General features: G+C 33.8%; 19 protein-coding genes. 12 read left to right on the top strand and 7 right to left on the bottom strand.

The genetic code is table 11. The features are described 5' to 3' along the window. The first annotated feature begins 190 nt into the window (after positions 1 to 190). Both PUH65_RS08470 and PUH65_RS08465 read left to right on the top strand, forming a co-directional pair. Complete coding sequence (locus PUH65_RS08470) at positions 191 to 568, top strand: GreA/GreB family elongation factor (protein ID WP_305519524.1); 378 nt, start codon at positions 191 to 193, stop codon at positions 566 to 568. Between the two features lie 211 nt (positions 569 to 779). Further along, positions 780 to 1,205, top strand: a complete 426-nt coding sequence (locus tag PUH65_RS08465) for an SRPBCC domain-containing protein (protein ID WP_305519523.1) — start codon at positions 780 to 782, stop codon at positions 1,203 to 1,205. On the opposite strand, the gene PUH65_RS08460 is transcribed toward PUH65_RS08465, so the two are convergent. Then, the gene (locus PUH65_RS08460; protein WP_305519522.1) at positions 1,206 to 2,750 is read right to left on the bottom strand and encodes a S41 family peptidase; all 1,545 of its coding nucleotides are present in this window, start codon (positions 2,748 to 2,750) and stop codon (positions 1,206 to 1,208) included. A 100-nt stretch (positions 2,751 to 2,850) separates the two neighbouring features. Then, on the bottom strand, positions 2,851 to 3,456 hold the full coding sequence (gene pncA / locus PUH65_RS08455) for a bifunctional nicotinamidase/pyrazinamidase (protein ID WP_305519521.1): 606 nt from the start codon (positions 3,454 to 3,456) through the stop codon (positions 2,851 to 2,853). Between the two features lie 118 nt (positions 3,457 to 3,574). Here pncA and PUH65_RS08450 point away from each other — a divergent pair, with 118 nt between their 5' ends. From PUH65_RS08450 to PUH65_RS08440, 3 genes are read left to right on the top strand one after another with little or no spacing between them, the layout of a single operon-like run. After that, a complete protein-coding gene (locus PUH65_RS08450) occupies positions 3,575 to 4,111 on the top strand; it encodes a YfiT family bacillithiol transferase (protein ID WP_305519520.1) in 537 nt (178 codons plus the stop codon). 42 nt (positions 4,112 to 4,153) lie between these two features. Then, a complete protein-coding gene (ytxJ, locus tag PUH65_RS08445; protein ID WP_305519519.1) occupies positions 4,154 to 4,528 on the top strand; it encodes a bacillithiol system redox-active protein YtxJ in 375 nt (124 codons plus the stop codon). A gap of 9 nt (positions 4,529 to 4,537) precedes the next feature. Further along, positions 4,538 to 5,137: a Crp/Fnr family transcriptional regulator gene (locus tag PUH65_RS08440; protein WP_305519518.1), complete on the top strand. Its 600-nt coding sequence runs from the start codon at positions 4,538 to 4,540 to the stop codon at positions 5,135 to 5,137. Positions 5,138 to 5,183: 46 nt separating this feature from the next. Here PUH65_RS08440 and PUH65_RS08435 read toward each other — a convergent pair whose 3' ends face one another. Continuing rightward, complete coding sequence (locus PUH65_RS08435) at positions 5,184 to 6,050, bottom strand: RNA polymerase sigma factor RpoD/SigA (protein WP_125022266.1); 867 nt, start codon at positions 6,048 to 6,050, stop codon at positions 5,184 to 5,186. A gap of 271 nt (positions 6,051 to 6,321) precedes the next feature. Further along, positions 6,322 to 7,788 carry a T9SS type A sorting domain-containing protein gene (locus PUH65_RS08430; protein WP_305519514.1) on the bottom strand — a complete coding sequence of 489 codons (1,467 nt, stop codon included), beginning with the start codon at positions 7,786 to 7,788 and terminating at the stop codon, positions 6,322 to 6,324. 565 nt (positions 7,789 to 8,353) lie between these two features. Here PUH65_RS08430 and PUH65_RS08425 point away from each other — a divergent pair. Further along, positions 8,354 to 8,713: an RNA-binding protein gene (locus PUH65_RS08425; RefSeq protein ID WP_305519513.1), complete on the top strand. Its 360-nt coding sequence runs from the start codon at positions 8,354 to 8,356 to the stop codon at positions 8,711 to 8,713. A gap of 72 nt (positions 8,714 to 8,785) precedes the next feature. Here the strand turns inward: PUH65_RS08425 and PUH65_RS08420 are convergent, their stop codons facing one another. From PUH65_RS08420 to PUH65_RS08410, 3 genes are read right to left on the bottom strand one after another with little or no spacing between them, the layout of a single operon-like run. After that, the gene (locus PUH65_RS08420) at positions 8,786 to 10,573 is read right to left on the bottom strand and encodes a DUF4153 domain-containing protein (RefSeq protein ID WP_305519512.1); all 1,788 of its coding nucleotides are present in this window, start codon (positions 10,571 to 10,573) and stop codon (positions 8,786 to 8,788) included. A gap of 55 nt (positions 10,574 to 10,628) precedes the next feature. Continuing rightward, complete coding sequence (locus PUH65_RS08415) at positions 10,629 to 11,117, bottom strand: BlaI/MecI/CopY family transcriptional regulator (RefSeq protein ID WP_305519511.1); 489 nt, start codon at positions 11,115 to 11,117, stop codon at positions 10,629 to 10,631. Positions 11,118 to 11,122: 5 nt separating this feature from the next. After that, entirely contained in the window at positions 11,123 to 11,722 is a 600-nt protein-coding gene (locus tag PUH65_RS08410) for a phosphatase PAP2 family protein (protein WP_305519510.1), read from the bottom strand. Positions 11,723 to 11,892: 170 nt separating this feature from the next. Here PUH65_RS08410 and pdhA point away from each other — a divergent pair, with 170 nt between their 5' ends. The 6 genes from pdhA (at position 11,893) to PUH65_RS08380 (ending at position 17,657) form a co-directional block, all read left to right on the top strand. Beyond that, a complete protein-coding gene (gene pdhA / locus PUH65_RS08405) occupies positions 11,893 to 12,897 on the top strand; it encodes a pyruvate dehydrogenase (acetyl-transferring) E1 component subunit alpha (RefSeq protein ID WP_305519508.1) in 1,005 nt (334 codons plus the stop codon). 73 nt (positions 12,898 to 12,970) lie between these two features. Continuing rightward, positions 12,971 to 14,599 (top strand): pyruvate dehydrogenase complex dihydrolipoamide acetyltransferase, encoded by a 1,629-nt coding sequence (locus tag PUH65_RS08400; protein ID WP_305519506.1) that lies wholly within the window; start codon positions 12,971 to 12,973, stop codon positions 14,597 to 14,599. Positions 14,600 to 14,806: 207 nt separating this feature from the next. Then, a complete protein-coding gene (locus PUH65_RS08395; RefSeq protein ID WP_305519505.1) occupies positions 14,807 to 15,481 on the top strand; it encodes an ABC transporter ATP-binding protein in 675 nt (224 codons plus the stop codon). A 65-nt stretch (positions 15,482 to 15,546) separates the two neighbouring features. Next, positions 15,547 to 16,224: a DNA repair protein RadC gene (gene radC / locus PUH65_RS08390; protein WP_305519504.1), complete on the top strand. Its 678-nt coding sequence runs from the start codon at positions 15,547 to 15,549 to the stop codon at positions 16,222 to 16,224. Then, positions 16,221 to 17,138: a hypothetical protein gene (locus PUH65_RS08385; RefSeq protein WP_305519502.1), complete on the top strand. Its 918-nt coding sequence runs from the start codon at positions 16,221 to 16,223 to the stop codon at positions 17,136 to 17,138. The genes radC and PUH65_RS08385 overlap by 4 nt, the downstream gene beginning before the upstream one ends. A 9-nt stretch (positions 17,139 to 17,147) precedes the next feature. After that, entirely contained in the window at positions 17,148 to 17,657 is a 510-nt protein-coding gene (locus PUH65_RS08380) for a hypothetical protein (protein WP_305519500.1), read from the top strand. Position 17,658 lies beyond the last annotated feature (1 nt).

Genomic DNA, 17,658 nt, shown 5'->3' with positions numbered 1-17,658 from the left:
ATATATTCCTCAAAGATTCTAAAGAGTTCATCTAATACACCCTGTCAAGATTCAGAGACAGGGTAGTTTATAATCACTAAATACTCATATCAATTTCGAATACTTTTACAGAATACAATCACCTACTTTGTGATTGCAATTTCTTTCTGAATCCTAGTTAAGTATTCCACAACAACTTTAAAAAATCATTATGTCAGAAAATATAGTTTTAACAACCGGAGTTTACGATTTAATCAAAGATCATTTACGCAGAAAAAGAACAACACAGGAAGAAGAACAAATTCTCCTGGATCAACTTAAAACCGCAAAACAAGTTCTTAGAAAAGAACTGCCAGAGGATGTTGTAACGGTTAATTGTGAAATAAAAATAAAAAATATTTCTACCAATGAAGAAGAGAAATATTTGTTTGTACAAACAGACAGACAGAAAATCAAGAAAGGAAAATATTCTATTCTTTCACCAATCGGCTTAGCCACAGTCGGAAATAAAGTTGGTGATGTAATTAACTGGCCGTTTGAAGGAGGCGAAAAGCAATTTGAAATCGTAGGAGTAGAACGTTTTAACTAGTTCTAGACTCTTATTATACAAAAGACTCTCAATTTTTGAGAGTCTTTTGTATTTTAGTAATGTAGGCCTATCAATATTTAATTTTTGATGAATGCGGTTTTTTGCATTTTAGAATTTTATCAGTGAAATCAATATTATTTTTGACAATTTTTCAAAGAATATTTATAGTTTTATATTTATTATTTTTATTTTTATAAAATATAATGGCATAATGAAACAATTAGAATTTTCGATTGAGATTAATGCATCCAAAGAAAAAGTCTGGAATATTCTTTGGAATGAGCAAAGTTACCGAGATTGGACCGCCAGTTTTATCCCGGGCTCTTACTATGAAGGAGAACTTAAAGAAGGCAATGATATTCGTTTTTTGTCGCCGGGAGAACATGGCCTTTTTGCAAAGGTGGAAAAAGTAATTCCATTTCAATCGATGCACTTTGTACATTTCGGTTTGGTACTCGATGGCGTATCTCAGCAGAAAACTTTTGAAGAAGGTGCGATTGAGCACTATGACCTCTATGAAATTGAGTTTGGAACAAAGTTAATCGTAACAATAAAGACGGAAGAAGAGTATATTACTTATTTTAGTAACAGTTTTCCCAAAGCGCTCAATACAGTTAAGCAACTTTGCGAAGTTTAATTATAGGGCAACTTTTTGCTTTTTTATCTCTTCCATAACCCACTCTAATTGAACATCCTTTTTCTGTAAAATCTGCTGTAGAGTAGGAATGATTTCTAGATCTGGGAGAACTCCTTTTTTTGTTTCTGTAAATTTGATATTCGGTTGAATCAGCATTAATCCAATCGGTAATTTGAGTTTCGAATAGGGTAATTTCTCGGTTGAATATCTACCAGCAACCGTTCCATCATTGGCACCACCCGTTTCTTCACCCACAAGAAATGCTCTTTTATCTCCTTTTAATTTTGAGGAAATAATTGATGAAGCAGAAAAACTACTGCCATTAATTAAAACGTAAATTTTTCCGTTGAAATGGTTCTTCTTCGGTTTTTTCACGGGGAAAATATCATTGTTTTTTAAATAAAACTTATCCTGCTTTTTTTTCACAGAAAATGCTGTTCCAATCAAATATATTGGATAAGTAATTGCCGCAATCGGTTTGGCTAAAACTGGAACATCATTAAAATAATTGGCATAAAACATCGATGTACGCGAAGTTAGTTCAATATCATTAATGAATTTAAACTCTTCGGAAACCAAATAGGAATAAAGGTTATTGATCTCTGAAAGTGACCCACCAAGATTATCCCGAACATCTAAAATGAGATACCTTGCAGGCGATTTTTTAAGGGTTGCAAAACTTTGTTTATAAAATTTGCGAGAATAGGTTCCAGAAAATGTTTTGATTTTTAGGTAAGCAACCGTAGAATCTTTGGTAGGAAATTGCAGATCGCGGTTGAAACTTTTAGTAATAATATTATAATCTTTGGTTTTTCCGGTTTCACTTTTGGTTTGTTTTTTATTTTCCTGCTTGGTTTTTTTCTTTTCTTCTTTGGTGATTTTTTCCCGATGAATATAAAAGGTCTTTATTTCATTTTGATATTTTGCTTCTATTTTCACAGAGTCCAAAATTCCATATTCTGCCGTAAAAATAGATGGCCATCTTCTCGCCATCGAATATTTTTGAAAAGTAGTATTCTCACCATCACTGTTAATGAGTGGCTTATATTTTTGAAGTAGATCTTTTACCAAAATATCTTTTATGGCAACTATTTCGGTTCCAACATACATATTCGGTATTTTATCAACGTTATCTTTTACGAAGATTCTGTCGTTATCGATTACAAAATTATAACGGTTTAGTAATCCTTTCTGATTTTTGAGATGTTTGATTTCTTTTTTTGTCAATCGCTTATCATAAGCGTTAAGCCGTAAATGTCCTTCTTTTATATTGGCAATAATAGGAGCGAGTTTTTGGTAAAATTCGTTTGGCTTTAAAGGTTTGTTTATTGTCGTTTTTAAACTGTCAAATTGATGATTCAAATCTTCTTTAGAAATGTACCAATATAATTTGGGATGAAGTTTTTCTAATTTCTGGTGAGCAAAATCAATATCTTTTTTTAAGTGCTCCACAGAAATAGGAATCTCTAATTTTTCATTGTGTTTTTTTACAGAAACGCAGGAAGAGATGATGAATAGCAAGCAGAATAAAATGAACTTTTTCAAAGTAAATATTTTGTTAAAAATAAAATATTAATATTAAATCAACAAAGAAAAAAACTCCCCATTAAAAATGAAGAGTTTCGGTATTCTTAAATCAAAAATTTTATCCTAAAATAGTTACAGTATTTTGCAGCATTTCATAAATCGCATTTTTTGCGTTATCGGGTTTTGCGTTTACTGCACGGGTTCCATTAAAATGCAAACAAGTTACGTAACCCAATTTGGCAGCATCTAAACAGGTATATTTCACGCAATAATCCAAGGCTAAACCAACAATCTCCAGCAATTGAATATCGTGGTATTTCAAGAAATCATCCAGACCGGTTTTTACAAAATGGTTATTATCCTGAAATCCGCTATAACTGTCGAAATCTACATTGGTTCCTTTTTGAATGATATGGGTAACTTTGTCTCTATTTAAATCTTTGTGGAATTCTGCCCCAAAAGTTCCTTGAACACAATGATCTGGCCACATATGTTGTGGGATTCCGTTCAGGATAATATTGTCACCAACTTTTTTACCGTTATTAGTAGCGAAACTTTTATGATTTGCGGGATGCCAATCTTGGGTTAAGATAATTTGATCATATTCATTATCCTGCATCAGCAAGTTGATATAAGGAATAACCTCATTGGCTCCAGGAACTGCAAGTGCGCCACCTTCGCAAAAATCATTTTGCATATCGACTATAATTAGGGCTTTTTTCATATTCTTAAATTTTTACGTTGCATTGAACACAACTTATTTTGTAGTAAATTTACAAAGTAAAACGCAAAATTTCAGCCAAATGAAACGATGCGCCAAATCGTCAAAAAATCTTTTTAAAATGGACAATTTAGATCACAAAAAATATCCGATTGGAAAATTTCAGGAGCCTAAAAAGATTTCTGATCAAGATATTGATAGGCATACTCAGACCTTGAAAGATTTCCCAAGTAAGTTAAAACACTTGGTCGAACATTGGAATAATGATCAACTTGATACGCAATACAGGGAAGGTGGCTGGACGGTTAGGCAGTTGGTCAATCACTTGGCAGACAGTCATATGAATAGTTTTATTCGGTTCAAATTGGCTTTAACAGAAGATAATCCAACCGTAAAACCTTGGGATGAAAAACAATGGGCAGAATTGCAGGATTCTTTTAATATGGATATTAAACCGGCTTTGCAAATTCTAAAAGGTTTGCACAAAAGATGGGTTTTCGAATTAAAATCCTTAACCAATCGGGAATTCGAAAGCACTTTTCATCATCCCGCACAACACCGAAATATTACCTTGTTGGAAAGTCTGGCCTTTTATGCCTGGCATTGTGACCATCATTTTGCGCACATCGAAAATTTAAAGACAGAAAATAACTGGTAAGAAAATTGTTACTTTTTTTACCAACCTTAAAATAGTTAAAGTATGAGTTTTTTTAATAAAATATTTGGCAGTGATGAACCTCAAAATTCATCAATTTCTTTTTGGAATAAGATTGAATCTGAAGAAGATTTAGAAAAAGCCGTAGAGAAATCATTTGAAAAAAAAATAGTGATTTTTAAACATTCAACAAGATGTCATATTAGTAAAATGGTGCTGAAAAACTTTGAAAATGAAGTTGCTAATTCTGATAAAGATGTAGTGTATTATTTTCTTGATTTAATTGCACACCGACCGATTTCAAATAAAATTGCAGAAGATTTTGGCGTTACCCATCAAAGTCCACAACTGATTGTTTTAGAAAACGGAAAAGCAGTGAAAGATGCTTCCCACCAAAGTATTTCTGTAAATCTTATCTAAATATTAAATATGGATTCGCTTCAAAATATTACCAGTTATTTATCAGAGATTTTCGAAATTCCGAAAGAGGCAGTTGAAACTTGCAGTAATTTCTGTATGTTGAAAAAAGTAGTTAAAAATGAATTCTTGTTGCAAGAAGGCGAGATTTGTACAGATACTTTTTTTGTGGAAAAAGGTTTGCTCAGAATGTATTCTCTCGATAGAAATGGCAAAGAACATATTATACAATTCGCGCCAGAAAACTGGCTGATTTCAGATCGCAGTTCTCTTAATTTTAATCAAAAATCAAAATATTATATTGAAGCGGTTGAAGATTCGGAGGTATTCATTTTGAGTAAAGATTTTTTCATCAATATGATTGAGAAATTCCCGCAAACTGCAGAAAACAACGATTTGCTTTTGCAGAAACATATTCGAAATTTACAAAATCGGGTGAATTCTCTTTTGGCAGATACCGCGGAAGAGCGCTACATGAGTTTCATTAAAATGTATCCCGATATTTTACTGCGTGTCCCACAATGGATGGTTGCTTCTTATCTCGGCATTACTCCGGAAAGTTTAAGCAGAGTTCGAAAAGAATTGGCAAGGAAAAATTTTGAAACATCATAAAAAAAGGAACTCGAGTTGAGTTCCTTTTTTATTATTTCTTAAAATATTATTTACCTAAATACGATTTCAGAATTTTACTTCTCGTATTATGCTTCAATCTTTTAATTGCTTTTTCTTTAATCTGACGAACTCTTTCTCTTGTTAGATCAAAAGTCTCACCGATTTCTTCCAAAGTCATTGGGTGTTTTCCATTCAAACCGAAATACAAACGAACCAAATCTGCCTCCCGCGGAGTCAAAGTTTGTAGTGCTCTTTCGATTTCAATTTGTAGTGATTCCAACATCAAATCCTTGTCTGGACTTGGTGATTCACCAGAACGCAAAACGTCGTACAAGTTAGAATCTTCCCCTTCAACCAACGGCGCATCCATCGACAAGTGTCTTCCAGAGTTTTTCATTGATTCTTTAATGTCAGATTCACTCATATCCAAAACTTCTGCTAATTCTTCTGGAGACGGAGGTCTTTCGTTTTCCTGCTCCAAATGCGCATAGGCTTTATTGATCTTGTTAATTGATCCAATTTTATTCAATGGCAATCTTACAATTCTAGACTGTTCTGCCAATGCCTGTAGAATCGACTGACGAATCCACCAAACGGCGTAAGAGATAAATTTAAAACCTCTGGTTTCATCATATCTTTTCGCTGCTTTCATTAAACCTAAATTCCCTTCATTAATTAAATCGGGAAGTGAAAGTCCCTGATTCTGGTATTGTTTAGAAACAGATACCACAAATCGGAGGTTGGCTTTAATCAATTTTTCCAACGCCACTCGGTCTCCGGCGCGGATTTTTTGTGCCAATTCAACTTCTTCGTCGGCGGTAATCAAATCAACTTTCCCAATCTCTTGCAAATACTTGTCGAGAGAGGCGGTTTCTCTGTTGGTAACCTGTTTGGTAATTTTTAATTGTCTCATGTAGTAAATTAAGGTCCACTTTAGGACTGCATTATATTATACGTTACCAAGTATCAAAAGGTTACAATAGTTTTAAAATAATTGTTATATTGTTTTTTTATGGCGAACAATTCCGCCTTCCGTTCCCACTTTTTTGTTCCACTTCGTTCCACAAAAAGAGTTCCACTCAAGTCGGGTCGCAGATTCCGCATTAATTGTATTTAAGTTATCAAAACAAAAAACTCATTCTGCACCAAAACAGAATGAGTTTAAAATTTGTGAAATAAATATTTTATTTAATAATCAATTTGGTCGATTGTCTTTGACCTTCTGCCTGATAAACCATGAAGTATATACCAGAACCTGACTTTACAGAAATCGTATTTTTCCCTTTCACCACATTTCCAGAATAAACGACTTTCCCAGAAATATCAGTAATAAGTATATTTCCTGTTTTTTCCGAATTCAAATTAAATGTCCCATTGCTCGGATTCGGGTAAATATTGACCTGTAAATTTTTAGTCTCCAACGAAGCGAGTGGAAGAGCGCACAAATACGGTTTGAAATTTACTGTTCCTAAAGCAGCATCGTCGACTTTGTGAGAAATTACTGCTTCTAACATGGCGTCATCAGAAAGTTCATCTTCTCTCCAGCAATTGTTCGTTGCATTTACAGGATTCGCGGTATTATTGAAAACTGCGTATAATTGACCTCCGTTTCCATTGTCCTTAAATACGTTTTCACCAACACTACCTAAAGGTCCACCACCTAAGTCAGCACTCATTGTCCCGATAATAGTAATTCCCCAAAGATGACCACGGATTTGATTTTTTTCGATTTTAATTCCCGCACCTAAAGAACCAGTTCCGTTAATCGAAATTCCGCTTCCACCATTAGAAGGAATATTTTCAGCGTTATTGTTCGTTAAAATATTATTAGAAATTGATCCAGTAGATGCGTTTCCTGCCACCGTAATTCCATATCGGTTATCAGTCACGGTATTGCCTTCGATCTGTACTTTGTTTTGAACTCCCAAAAGCGACGACACCGAAATACCACCAACTTTAGTTAACGTGCGGTTTCCTATGATGGTATTATTTAAAACCTTTGTAGTCCCTGATCCACTTGGTCCCATATTTATTTGCGGACGGTTAGAGTTTAATTTTGTATTTCCAGACAAATAGTTGTTTGTAAATTCAAGAGCCACAGACACGTTTGCGCCCGATCCAACTGCCGGTAAATCATTATCGATAAACTTAGAGTTTGTTACCACAGGATTTCCTCGGGAGAAATTGATCGCCGCACCAGTTACTAAACCAGATTTAAAATATCTTACGGTACAGTTGTCCATTAAAAATGTTTCGGTTAGAACTTGTAGACCTCCACCGTATTCTAAAATGGTGTTTTTAAATGTGGCTTCTGAACCTTCTTCAAGCCTAATTCCTTTGAATATTGCTGCTGGATTAGTTGCCGTAATTAAAAAATTAGTTGCCGTGGTATTATAAATACCGCCTATGGTCAATTGTATACCGGCATCAATTTTCAACTTGGCGTCGTTTTCATCCATTAATAAAGTGTCGCCAGGTGCAATCGTAATATTAGCAGTCATTTGATAAACGGTTCCCGTTTTTACCAAAACTGTTGGAGCAACTGCAGACAGTGAATTCAGATTGTAAGATATCCCAGTTCCTGGACTTGTAAATTGTGAAAATAAAAGTAGGGAGGTCAGAGATAAAAATAGAGTAGAAAGTTTTTTCATAGTTAAATATTTAAATCAAAGTTATTAAAATATGTGGATAATAATCATTTATATGTTGAAAGTGGGTTTTGAATTTTATTTTTGAGTAAACTAAACCCCACATTTTTTACGATGATACTTTATATTAATGATTTCAAAAAAGTCTTCAGCCGATGAGCTCGTTGGTAATGGGAAATTTTTCTTCCAAAAAATCAAAATCAAAATGAAAGAATGGAAAATACAAATTAAAATTTCAACAAAATATTATGTATAAAAGTCGAATTTTTATGGTCGTTTATTTTAAAACATTTTGTATGAATAATGTCTTTCATAGGGACTTCTCATACAGAAAGTATTGTAAAATTGAAAAAAGGGTGAGGTATAAAATTGAACCACGAGGATTGTTTTATACTTTTGAAAGGAGGTAAAGGCAACGAAGTTTTGTGAAATATTTGTTAAAAAACTTGCATATTTGATTTATAATTGTAACTTGCACCCGTTTTTATATCCGAAATCAATCATTGTTCATCGCATTATTGACTTTCATTTATAATTTCAACAGTATTAATTTATAATTTTTTTTAAGATGAACATTTTTGTTTCAAACATTAACTATGCAACTCAAGAACAGTCGTTGCAAGATTTATTTTCAGAATTTGGTGACGTATCGTCTGCTAAAATCATTACCGACAGAGAAACTGGGAGATCGAGAGGTTTCGGTTTCGTTGAAATGAGCGACGAAGATGGCAAGAACGCTATCGAAGCTCTTAACGGTAAAGAATTAGACGGTAAAGAACTTAACATTTCTGAAGCTAAGCCAAGAGAAGACAAACCAAGAAGAAACTTTGACAACAACCGTGGAGGCGGTGGTGGTTACGGAGGTGGAAATCGTGGTGGTGGAAGCGGTTACAGCGGCGGAGGTCGTAGTGGCGGTTCTAACTGGTAAGATTTTACCTAAATAATTATAGCGACTTTTTTAAAGGTCGCTTTTTTTATGCCTTACTGTTACGAGAAATGATCACTCCTTCTTGATAAGAATTAAAACGGATTCCGAATTAATCATATACTCATCACTTTTATTAGGTGAAGAAATCCGATTGATAGAATCAAACAAAATCTTTATTTCAAAGTCTCCAATTTTTTGGATGATGAATAAATGATCTTCGCTTTGCTCCCCAGTGCGAGGTGCGTTTATAAAAAGTTCTTTAATTTTAGGAAATAAATTAATTTCTTGATCATTGAAGAGTAGAGTGAATTTAGTTTTGAGAGGATTTCTAGTTGATTCTAATTCGAACTTATTATTTTGAAATTCAAAGTTTGTATTTTCATAACCGTTTGCTTTAACAAGAAGTTGGTATTCTGAAATATCAACACTTTTATTTTTCGAAATTAATCTTGTATTTCGATTATCTTCTATATCCTTATTAGTGTATTTAACAGCAGTAAATTTACTCCGAATATTGCTGAAAGCATATGATTTCCCGTCGTGAATGTCTTTTTCAAATATTTTCTTTGATTCTAAGGGAAGTAAGTTTAGTAGGAATTCATTTTCATTTCTTTTTGATAGAAAATTAAATTTATTTGTGATTTCATCTGCAACTTCTCCAGAAATTTTCTTATTAAAGTCAATCATTCCATTTTCTAAAATGTTTTTTTGATTTAAAGTTGTCAGCAATTCATTTTTCTGACTTCTTTTCGCAACTGAAAAAGTGTTTAAATAAGGAAAGGTCAAAGAAAATAATCCAAAAACAAATAAACTCATCGGTACAAATTTGATGGTTTGCTTTCGAATAAAAATATAATAAAGAACAACGCTCGTTAACCAAAGAGCCAACAACAAAACGAAATATCTAGGTTCTGTATAGCCGTATTCTAAAATTCGGGTAAAGATTGCAACAAATAAAAGGATTATTAATGGTGCAAGAGTATAATAAAAAATTTTAGAAAAAATCCGAACCCATGATTTTGTAGAATCCTCTTTTAACGGATGAACCAAAAGAATCGCCAGAATTCCGACCACAGAATAAGCAAGGATCAAATAGGAAACCCAACCGCGTGGAAGTTCCCAGTTGATCAGGATTTTCGCTGAATAGAAATAAAGAATCACCGCATAAATAAGAAGGAGCGGAACTAAAACATATTGCGTGAAAAACTTTAGAATTACAGGATAATCTCCATTCTTTTCTAAATAGGCTAAACCTTTTTCATTAAAAAGAAGAAATATAAAACAACTGCCGAAAATCGATAAAGAACTAAAAGTATTAGAATAATATCGGCTGTTAAAATGAAAGTCAAATAAGTGGTCAACGGCTGAAATTGCGAGCATAATTCCACCAGTTAAAACTCCGGTGAACACTCCGGTCAAGAAAATATTAATGAATAAGTTTTTATTGTACTGCCAAAAATTTAGTTCCTGATCCCGTCCAATAAAAGGAATGAACGAAACCAACAAGTGAGAAAGTATAAACGTAGGAATTAAAAGAAAAGCGTAAACCTCCGTAAACCGGTCTTCTTTTGCCGGAAGTAGAAAGTAGAAAAATACAAGAAAAATGATTCCGAATAATTGCAAGAGAATTTCTTTGCCAACTCTTTGCGATAAAGTCTTCAATGCGTACATCACTGAAATCCCTAAAGAAGTTACCAAACCAAATTTCAAATAAAAAAAGGAATAGTCTCGACTGTTAGAATCGTAGTTAATATAACAGATTGCAGAAAAAGCAGTTAGAAATGCCATAACCAAAATCATCGGATACTCGCGGATTACGGCACCGGCTTTGCCAAAAATTTCATTGAATTTTTTTATCATTTAAACTAAAATTTAACATTAAAAACGAATTTTTTCTGTAAACAGTAATCGTAAACTATTTATCTTTCTTTTTGTGTTTCTTCTTTTCGCTCTTTTCTTTTTTCTTTTTCTTCTTTTTGGGAGCGGTAATATCATTAAGAAAATCACTTAAGTCAGATTCCTCTTCTTTTGGGTGAACCGTTATTGCGGTTTCTTCCATATTCAAAAGATTCTCCATGGTTTCGTCTTTTAAAAGATTCTCCTGAATTAATAATTTTACCAGACTTAGGGCGGAATCATTAAAATAATCTTCAAGAAATAACTTCAACAAATATTTTCGGTAATCCTCAAAAGGGATTGCGACAGAATATTTAAAAACCCTGCCTTCTTTTTCAGTTGTTAGAAATTCTTTTTCAACCAATATTTTTAAAAAAGTAGAAATGGTGTTGGGATGTGGTTTCGGTTCTGGATATTGCTCAACGATATCTCGCATATAAGCCGTATCAAGCTGCCACAATACCTTCATTAAAATTTCTTCACCTGGAGTCAAATGACTTATTTTCATAATTTTTATTGAATTTGAATATGAGTATAAAGATAAATAAAAGAAACGATTCCCGCGATAACTGCGCCACTAAAGACTTCTGCAGGAGTATGCCTTTTCAAAATAATTCGGCTGATTCCAACCAAGATTGAAAGCAAAAGCCAAATCAATCCATAAGTAGGAGTCAACGTGAAGAGTAACGTTGCAACAAATATATTAATAGCAGTATGCATCGAACTTTTAATGAAATAATTGCTGATCTGCATTACGATCAGTAAAATCAACAGGAATAGTAAAGCCATGTCGATTCTTTCGTATTTCAAATAAACAAAAAATAAGTACACAATCATTGCCCCTTCAATAAAGAAATAAAGACTTTTCCTTTGTTTGCGATCAGAAACATCCAAGTTGGTATATTTTTTTGTTCTTACATTGTAAATAATCCACGAAGAAATAGGAACAATTGTGATTAGGAAAATAGGTAAAAAATTTTGCGTTGCTTCTGAAATGGTAAAATTTCTTACACTAAAAATAATGAAATAGATCACTAAAGAATTCATTGGATTTAAGAAACCCGAGATGAAATTTGAAACTTTCAACACCGCAGGAGATGGAGTTTTTTGCATAAATTGATTTATAGTTTCAAAAGTAATATTTTTAAATGATTAAAATCAGAACTTTGTTTTCTTATGCTACCAATAAAGACAAAGATTTTTGTTATTTTTGCTAAATATTTCCAACAAACATAAAATCGAGGGATTATATGTTGTTTCAAAAAAATAGCAAAAGTTAGCACATGAAAGAATTTTCGCAAGAGGTCTACCTGAAGTGGTACGAAGAAATGACAATGTGGAGAAGGTTTGAAGACAAATGCCGTTCTCTTTATCTTAAACAAAAAATCAGAGGATTTTTACATTTATATAACGGTCAGGAAGCAATTCCTGCAGGTTTTACACATGCTATGGATTTATCCAAAGACAGTATGATTACAGCCTATCGTTGTCACATTCATCCAATGGCGATGGGTGTAGATCCGAAAAGAATTTTGGCAGAACTTTGTGGAAAAGCTACAGGAACTTCTGGCGGAATGGGTGGTTCTATGCACATATTCAGTAAAGAGCACCGTTTTTATGGTGGTCACGGAATTGTTGGAGGGCAAATTCCTTTGGGCGCAGGTATCGCTTTTGGTGATAAATACTTCGACAGAAAAGCAGTGAATATTTGTTTCTTCGGAGATGGTGCTGCTAGACAAGGATCTCTTCATGAAACTTTCAATATGGCAATGAACTGGAAACTTCCGGTAGTTTTTGTCGTAGAGAACAATGGATATGCAATGGGAACTTCTGTAAAAAGAACAGCCAACCATGAAGATATTTATAAATTAGGATTGGGTTATGAAATGCCTTGTCTAGCGGTAGATGCGATGGATCCAGAGAAAGTTGCAGAAGCTGCTTTTGAAGCTATCGAAAGAGCAAGAAGAGGAGATGGACCAACTTTCATTGAAGCAAGAACATACCGTTTCAGAGGACACTCCATGTCTGATGCAGAACCTTATAGAAGCAAAGAAGAAGTTGCTGAGTACAAAAAAGAAGATCCTATTGAAATCGTTAAGAAAAGAATTCTTGATAATAAATGGGCAACTGAAGACGAATTAACAGCGTTGGATGAAAAGTCGAAAGAGTTCGTAGAAGAATGTGTTGACTTTATGGAAAACTCTCCATACCCAGATTTAGATAAAGTTTATGACTATGTCTATGCTCAGGAGGATTATCCTTTCGTTAATAAATTAGAAAATAACTAAAAACAATTCATTTGAAATCTGATTTTTCTTTAAGTCAGATTTCATTTATTGAATCTAAAAATAAGAGAAAATTATGGCAGAAGTAATAACAATGCCCCGTCTTTCTGATACGATGACGGACGGTAAGGTGGCTAAATGGCACAAGAAAGTAGGAGATGCAGTAAAAGAAGGAGATATCTTGGCCGAAATTGAAACTGATAAAGCCGTACAGGATTTTGAATCAGAATTTAATGGTACTTTATTATATGTTGGCACAGAAGAAGGTGGTTCATCACCAGTTGATTCTGTTTTGGCAATTATCGGAAATCAAGGTGAAGATATTTCGGCTCTAATTGGAGGAAATGCTGAGAGCGCAGTTTCTGAGAAAACAGAAGAAAAGAAAACGGAAGAACAACCAGCAGCAGAAACTCAATCTGCGACTGCTACAGAAATCCCTGCGGGAGTTGAAGTAATTACAATGCCTCGACTTTCTGATACGATGACCGAAGGTAAAGTAGCAAAATGGCATTTCAAAGTTGGAGATGCCGTAAAAGAAGGAGACGTTTTAGCCGAAATAGAAACTGATAAAGCAGTTCAGGATTTTGAATCAGAAGTAAATGGAACTTTACTTTACACCAGTGTTGGCGAAGGTGAAGCGAGTCCAGTTGATACGGTTTTAGCAATCATTGGACCTGCAGGAACAGATGTTTCTGGTCTTACTTCTGGTGGAGCAAAAAAAGCAGACTCGAAACCTGCTGCTGAAAAACCTTCAGAGAATGTTTCCGCTTCAGAAAATACTCCAGGACAAACTGTTGCTTATTCTTCTACCGAAAGATTGGCAATTTCTCCTTTAGCTAAAAAAATGGCCGAAGAGAAAGGAATTGATGTTTACTCTTTAAAAGGAAGTGGAGAAAATGGTAGAATTGTAAAGAAAGATATTGAGAATTATCAGCCAAGTGCAGCTTCTGCACAGGCGAAACAAGAAGTTTCATCGTCTACTGCAGCTTCTGCTCCAGCACAAGTTGCTATGAATTTCGTTCAGGGTCAAGATTCTGAAACACCAAATTCACAAGTAAGAAACATTATTGCAAAACGACTTTCTGAAAGTAAATTTACCGCACCTCATTATTACTTAATCGTTGAAATCAACATGGATAAAGCGATAGAGGCAAGAAAAGAAATCAACTCTTTACCAGATACTAAGATTTCATTTAATGATATGATTATTAAAGCAACAGCGATGGCTTTAAGAAAACATCCACAAGTGAATTCTACCTGGAAAGAAGATAAGATTATTCACCACGGAAATATCAACGTAGGTGTTGCCGTAGCAATTCCTGATGGGTTGGTAGTTCCTGTACTGAAAAATGCAGATCAAATGAATTACAATCAAATTTCTGCAAGCGTAAAAGATATGGCAGGAAGAGCGAAATCTAAAGGACTAAAAGCCAACGAAATGGAAGGTTCTACTTTTTCTGTTTCTAACTTAGGAATGTTTGGGATTGAAACTTTTACCTCAATTATCAACCAACCGAACTCTGCGATTCTTTCTGTAGGAGCGATTGTTGAAAAACCAATTGTAAAAGACGGACAAATCGTTGTTGGAAATACCATGAAACTTTCTTTGGCATGTGACCATAGAGTAGTTGATGGTGCTACTGGAGCGCAATTCTTACAAACACTGAGAACGTATTTAGAACAACCTTTAAGTTTATTGCTCTAAATATTCTACTCTAAATATTTTTAATCCTTCCAATTCATTTTGGAGGGATTTTTATTTGGGCGCAACCCTCGCCAATGCTTTTCCCAAACCTCGGGTCGGTCTGCGTGCAGTCGTTCTTTTTATCTTTTTTCAAAAAACAAAAAGGAACTCCAACAATGCACTGCGCCCTTGCGCAAAAACTCGCAAAAATTCACTATTTTTGAAACCATGATTAAAGCGAGTAATATTCATAAATCCTACGGCGATTTAGAAGTGTTAAAAGGAGTTGATGTACACATAAAAGAAGGAGAAGTGGTCTCTATTGTTGGTGAATCAGGTGCCGGGAAATCTACATTGTTGCAAATTTTGGGAACACTTGATAAACCTACTAATCCCAAGAAATATAATACAGTACTCGAGTTGGCAGGACAATCATTCGTGCATATGTCCGACCGACAATTGTCGAAGTTTAGAAATGAAAATATCGGATTTGTATTTCAGTATCATCAACTTTTACCGGAGTTTTCTGCTTTAGAAAATGTTTTATTGCCGACAAAAATTGCAGGGAAAAACGAGAAAGAATCAATTGACAAAGCCTATTCTCTTTTTGAAGATTTACATATTGCGCACAGAATTCATCACAAACCGAATCAAATGTCGGGTGGGGAAGCGCAAAGAACTGCCGTTGCAAGAGCATTGATTAATTCTCCCAAAATTATTTTCGCCGATGAACCAACTGGGAATTTAGATTCCAAAAACGCTGATGATTTGCACCAACTCTTTTTCGATTTACGCGATAAATACCATCAGACTTTTGTGATTGTTACCCATAATATTCATCTCGCAGATACTACAGATCGTAAACTGGTTATGAAAGATGGCCAAATTATACATGGTTTGTAATTTTAATTGAAGGTACATCACGTAATTTTCTTAAATTTATAAGTTAATTCTGATAATCAATTAAAATGTCCATTAAATTTCTTGCTGAAGACGATCGACCGAGAGAGAAGTTTTTATTGAAAGGTAAGAATTCACTTTCAGATGCAGAATTGTTGGCAATCATTATGGGAAGTGGAAACAGAGAAGATTCAGCCGTAGAGTTAGCCCGGAAAATTTTGAATTCTGTTGGCAATAACTGGCATAATTTATCTCTTTTGCAAATTTCAGATTTAATGAAATTTAAAGGAATAGGTGAGGCAAAAGCAATTTCGATTGCTGCTGCCCTAGAAATCGGCAGAAGAAGAGCCGCACAGGAAGTTCCAGAAAAAGTACAAATTACTAGCAGTCAAGAATCCTATAAAGTTTTGCTTCCGTATTTATCAGATTTGCAAACAGAGGAGTTCTGGGCGATTTATCTGAATCAAAATAACCGAATTTTAGGAAAAGGCAAACTGTCTTCGGGTGGAATTAATCAATCGGTTGTTGATGTACGGATTCTTTTTAAAACCGCTTTAGAGCATTTCGCAACCGGAATTGTCATTGCCCACAACCATCCCTCCGGAAATTTGAAGCCAAGTAATGAAGATTTAAAAATCACCAAACAAATTACAGAAGCCGGAAAAATTTTAAATATCCAGTTACTGGATCACCTGATTATTGCTCAAAACTCTTATTTGAGTTTTGCAGACGAAAATTTATTATGATTAAAAAAGTTAAGTACCACGAAATTGATTTCGCAAAATATTCCAAATGTTTAGAGAATGCCTGCCAAAATACTGACTATGCCGATAAACAATTTTTAGATATCGTTTCAGATCGGCAATGGTTTCTTTTGGTTTATGGCGATTATGATGCAGTAATGCCCGTTTCCTATGTTCGCAAATTGGGTTTAACTTTTATTCTTATGCCGAAAATCTGTCAGCAGTTAGGCGTTTTTTCTAAAGAAGACCAACCGGACATTAACAAACTATTTTATGATTTTTTAGACCAGAATTTTTTGGTTCTGATTTATGCTTTTAATGGTGATAATCAATTTGATTTCGAAACAAAAAAGAAGACTTCTTATTTATTAAAAAAAGAAAATTACGCCAATACTAAAAAGAATTACAGCAGTCACCGCCGCCGAAATGTGAGGATTATTGGGGATTTAATCGGAAATATTAAATTTAAAAACAATTATCAGGAAGAAGATAAAGATTTTTTCTTAAAGAATACAAAAGGAACAACCAACGAAAAAGACAGCCATGATTATTTTAATATATTTCAGAAACTGGTAGAAAAAAAGATTGGTAAATTAATTATTCTGGAGTTTAAAAATAAAATACAATCCTTCGTTTATTTATATGAAGGAAGCCGAAGTCGTTATCTGAGTCTCTTTATTAATGGATATCCGCTACAAAATCCAAACCTTCCTTCCATCATGATTGATCATTGTCTGCAAGAATTTATTGGAGATAAAAATTTTGATTTTATGGGAAGTGAAGTAGAAAATGTGGCCAAGTTTAACGAAAGATTTGGTGCTATTTCTTATCGATATGCAATTTTGACCAATTCTAAATCTACTTTATTGAAAAATTTAATGAAGAGATACAGAATTATCACTAATTTTGCACCGTAGAAAAAACCAATGATAGAATCGCCTTTGTTTCCATATGCCTTTGCATTAGTTATTGCTATTCCATTCTTGATATATACCAGGCAGTTTGTGTACAGTTATATCAGATTTAAAAAACAAGAACTTAATTTCATGACTGTGAAAGGTCAGTCGGAACAAAGGATTCATGCTTATGAAAGAATAACGCTTTTCTTAGAAAGAATTAAACCGGCGAATTTAGTAACCAAATTTGATGAAAATTTAGCGGCGCACGAATATTTATTTTTGATCGAAAAAACGATTAATGAAGAGTTTGATTATAATGCGTCACAGCAACTTTATCTCACCAAAAACTCTTGGAATAAAGTCGTAAACTGTAAAAATAATATTCTTCATTTACTTCATAAGACCTACGAAAATTTGAGCAATGAAAGTACTTTGCAAGATTTAAAAACGGTTTTTTTAATGAATTATATGAATGAGCAAGATTATATTTCAGCGTGTATTGAAGACTTAAGAAAAGAAAACTTAATTATAAATTAAA

It is taken from the genome of Kaistella sp. SH40-3 (assembly GCF_030686865.1).
Taxonomy (GTDB): domain Bacteria; phylum Bacteroidota; class Bacteroidia; order Flavobacteriales; family Weeksellaceae; genus Kaistella.
The sequence above is the reverse complement of the archived record's forward strand: the minus strand, read 5'-3'. Positions and strand labels throughout refer to the sequence as shown.

What these genes read in the sequence shown, in the direction of transcription:
- PUH65_RS08470 (WP_305519524.1), top strand. Translation starts at nt 191, where the DNA reads ATGTCAGAAAATATAGTTTTAACAACCGGAGTTTACGATTTAATCAAA.
- PUH65_RS08465 (WP_305519523.1), top strand. Translation starts at nt 780, where the DNA reads ATGAAACAATTAGAATTTTCGATTGAGATTAATGCATCCAAAGAAAAA.
- pncA (WP_305519521.1), bottom strand. Translation starts at nt 3,456, where the DNA reads ATGAAAAAAGCCCTAATTATAGTCGATATGCAAAATGATTTTTGCGAA.
- PUH65_RS08450 (WP_305519520.1), top strand. Translation starts at nt 3,575, where the DNA reads ATGGACAATTTAGATCACAAAAAATATCCGATTGGAAAATTTCAGGAG.
- ytxJ (WP_305519519.1), top strand. Translation starts at nt 4,154, where the DNA reads ATGAGTTTTTTTAATAAAATATTTGGCAGTGATGAACCTCAAAATTCA.
- PUH65_RS08440 (WP_305519518.1), top strand. Translation starts at nt 4,538, where the DNA reads ATGGATTCGCTTCAAAATATTACCAGTTATTTATCAGAGATTTTCGAA.
- PUH65_RS08435 (WP_125022266.1), bottom strand. Translation starts at nt 6,050, where the DNA reads ATGAGACAATTAAAAATTACCAAACAGGTTACCAACAGAGAAACCGCC.
- PUH65_RS08430 (WP_305519514.1), bottom strand. Translation starts at nt 7,788, where the DNA reads ATGAAAAAACTTTCTACTCTATTTTTATCTCTGACCTCCCTACTTTTA.
- PUH65_RS08425 (WP_305519513.1), top strand. Translation starts at nt 8,354, where the DNA reads ATGAACATTTTTGTTTCAAACATTAACTATGCAACTCAAGAACAGTCG.
- PUH65_RS08420 (WP_305519512.1), bottom strand. Translation starts at nt 10,573, where the DNA reads ATGATAAAAAAATTCAATGAAATTTTTGGCAAAGCCGGTGCCGTAATC.
- PUH65_RS08415 (WP_305519511.1), bottom strand. Translation starts at nt 11,117, where the DNA reads ATGAAAATAAGTCATTTGACTCCAGGTGAAGAAATTTTAATGAAGGTA.
- PUH65_RS08410 (WP_305519510.1), bottom strand. Translation starts at nt 11,722, where the DNA reads ATGCAAAAAACTCCATCTCCTGCGGTGTTGAAAGTTTCAAATTTCATC.
- pdhA (WP_305519508.1), top strand. Translation starts at nt 11,893, where the DNA reads ATGAAAGAATTTTCGCAAGAGGTCTACCTGAAGTGGTACGAAGAAATG.
- PUH65_RS08400 (WP_305519506.1), top strand. Translation starts at nt 12,971, where the DNA reads ATGGCAGAAGTAATAACAATGCCCCGTCTTTCTGATACGATGACGGAC.
- PUH65_RS08395 (WP_305519505.1), top strand. Translation starts at nt 14,807, where the DNA reads ATGATTAAAGCGAGTAATATTCATAAATCCTACGGCGATTTAGAAGTG.
- radC (WP_305519504.1), top strand. Translation starts at nt 15,547, where the DNA reads ATGTCCATTAAATTTCTTGCTGAAGACGATCGACCGAGAGAGAAGTTT.
- PUH65_RS08385 (WP_305519502.1), top strand. Translation starts at nt 16,221, where the DNA reads ATGATTAAAAAAGTTAAGTACCACGAAATTGATTTCGCAAAATATTCC.
- PUH65_RS08380 (WP_305519500.1), top strand. Translation starts at nt 17,148, where the DNA reads ATGATAGAATCGCCTTTGTTTCCATATGCCTTTGCATTAGTTATTGCT.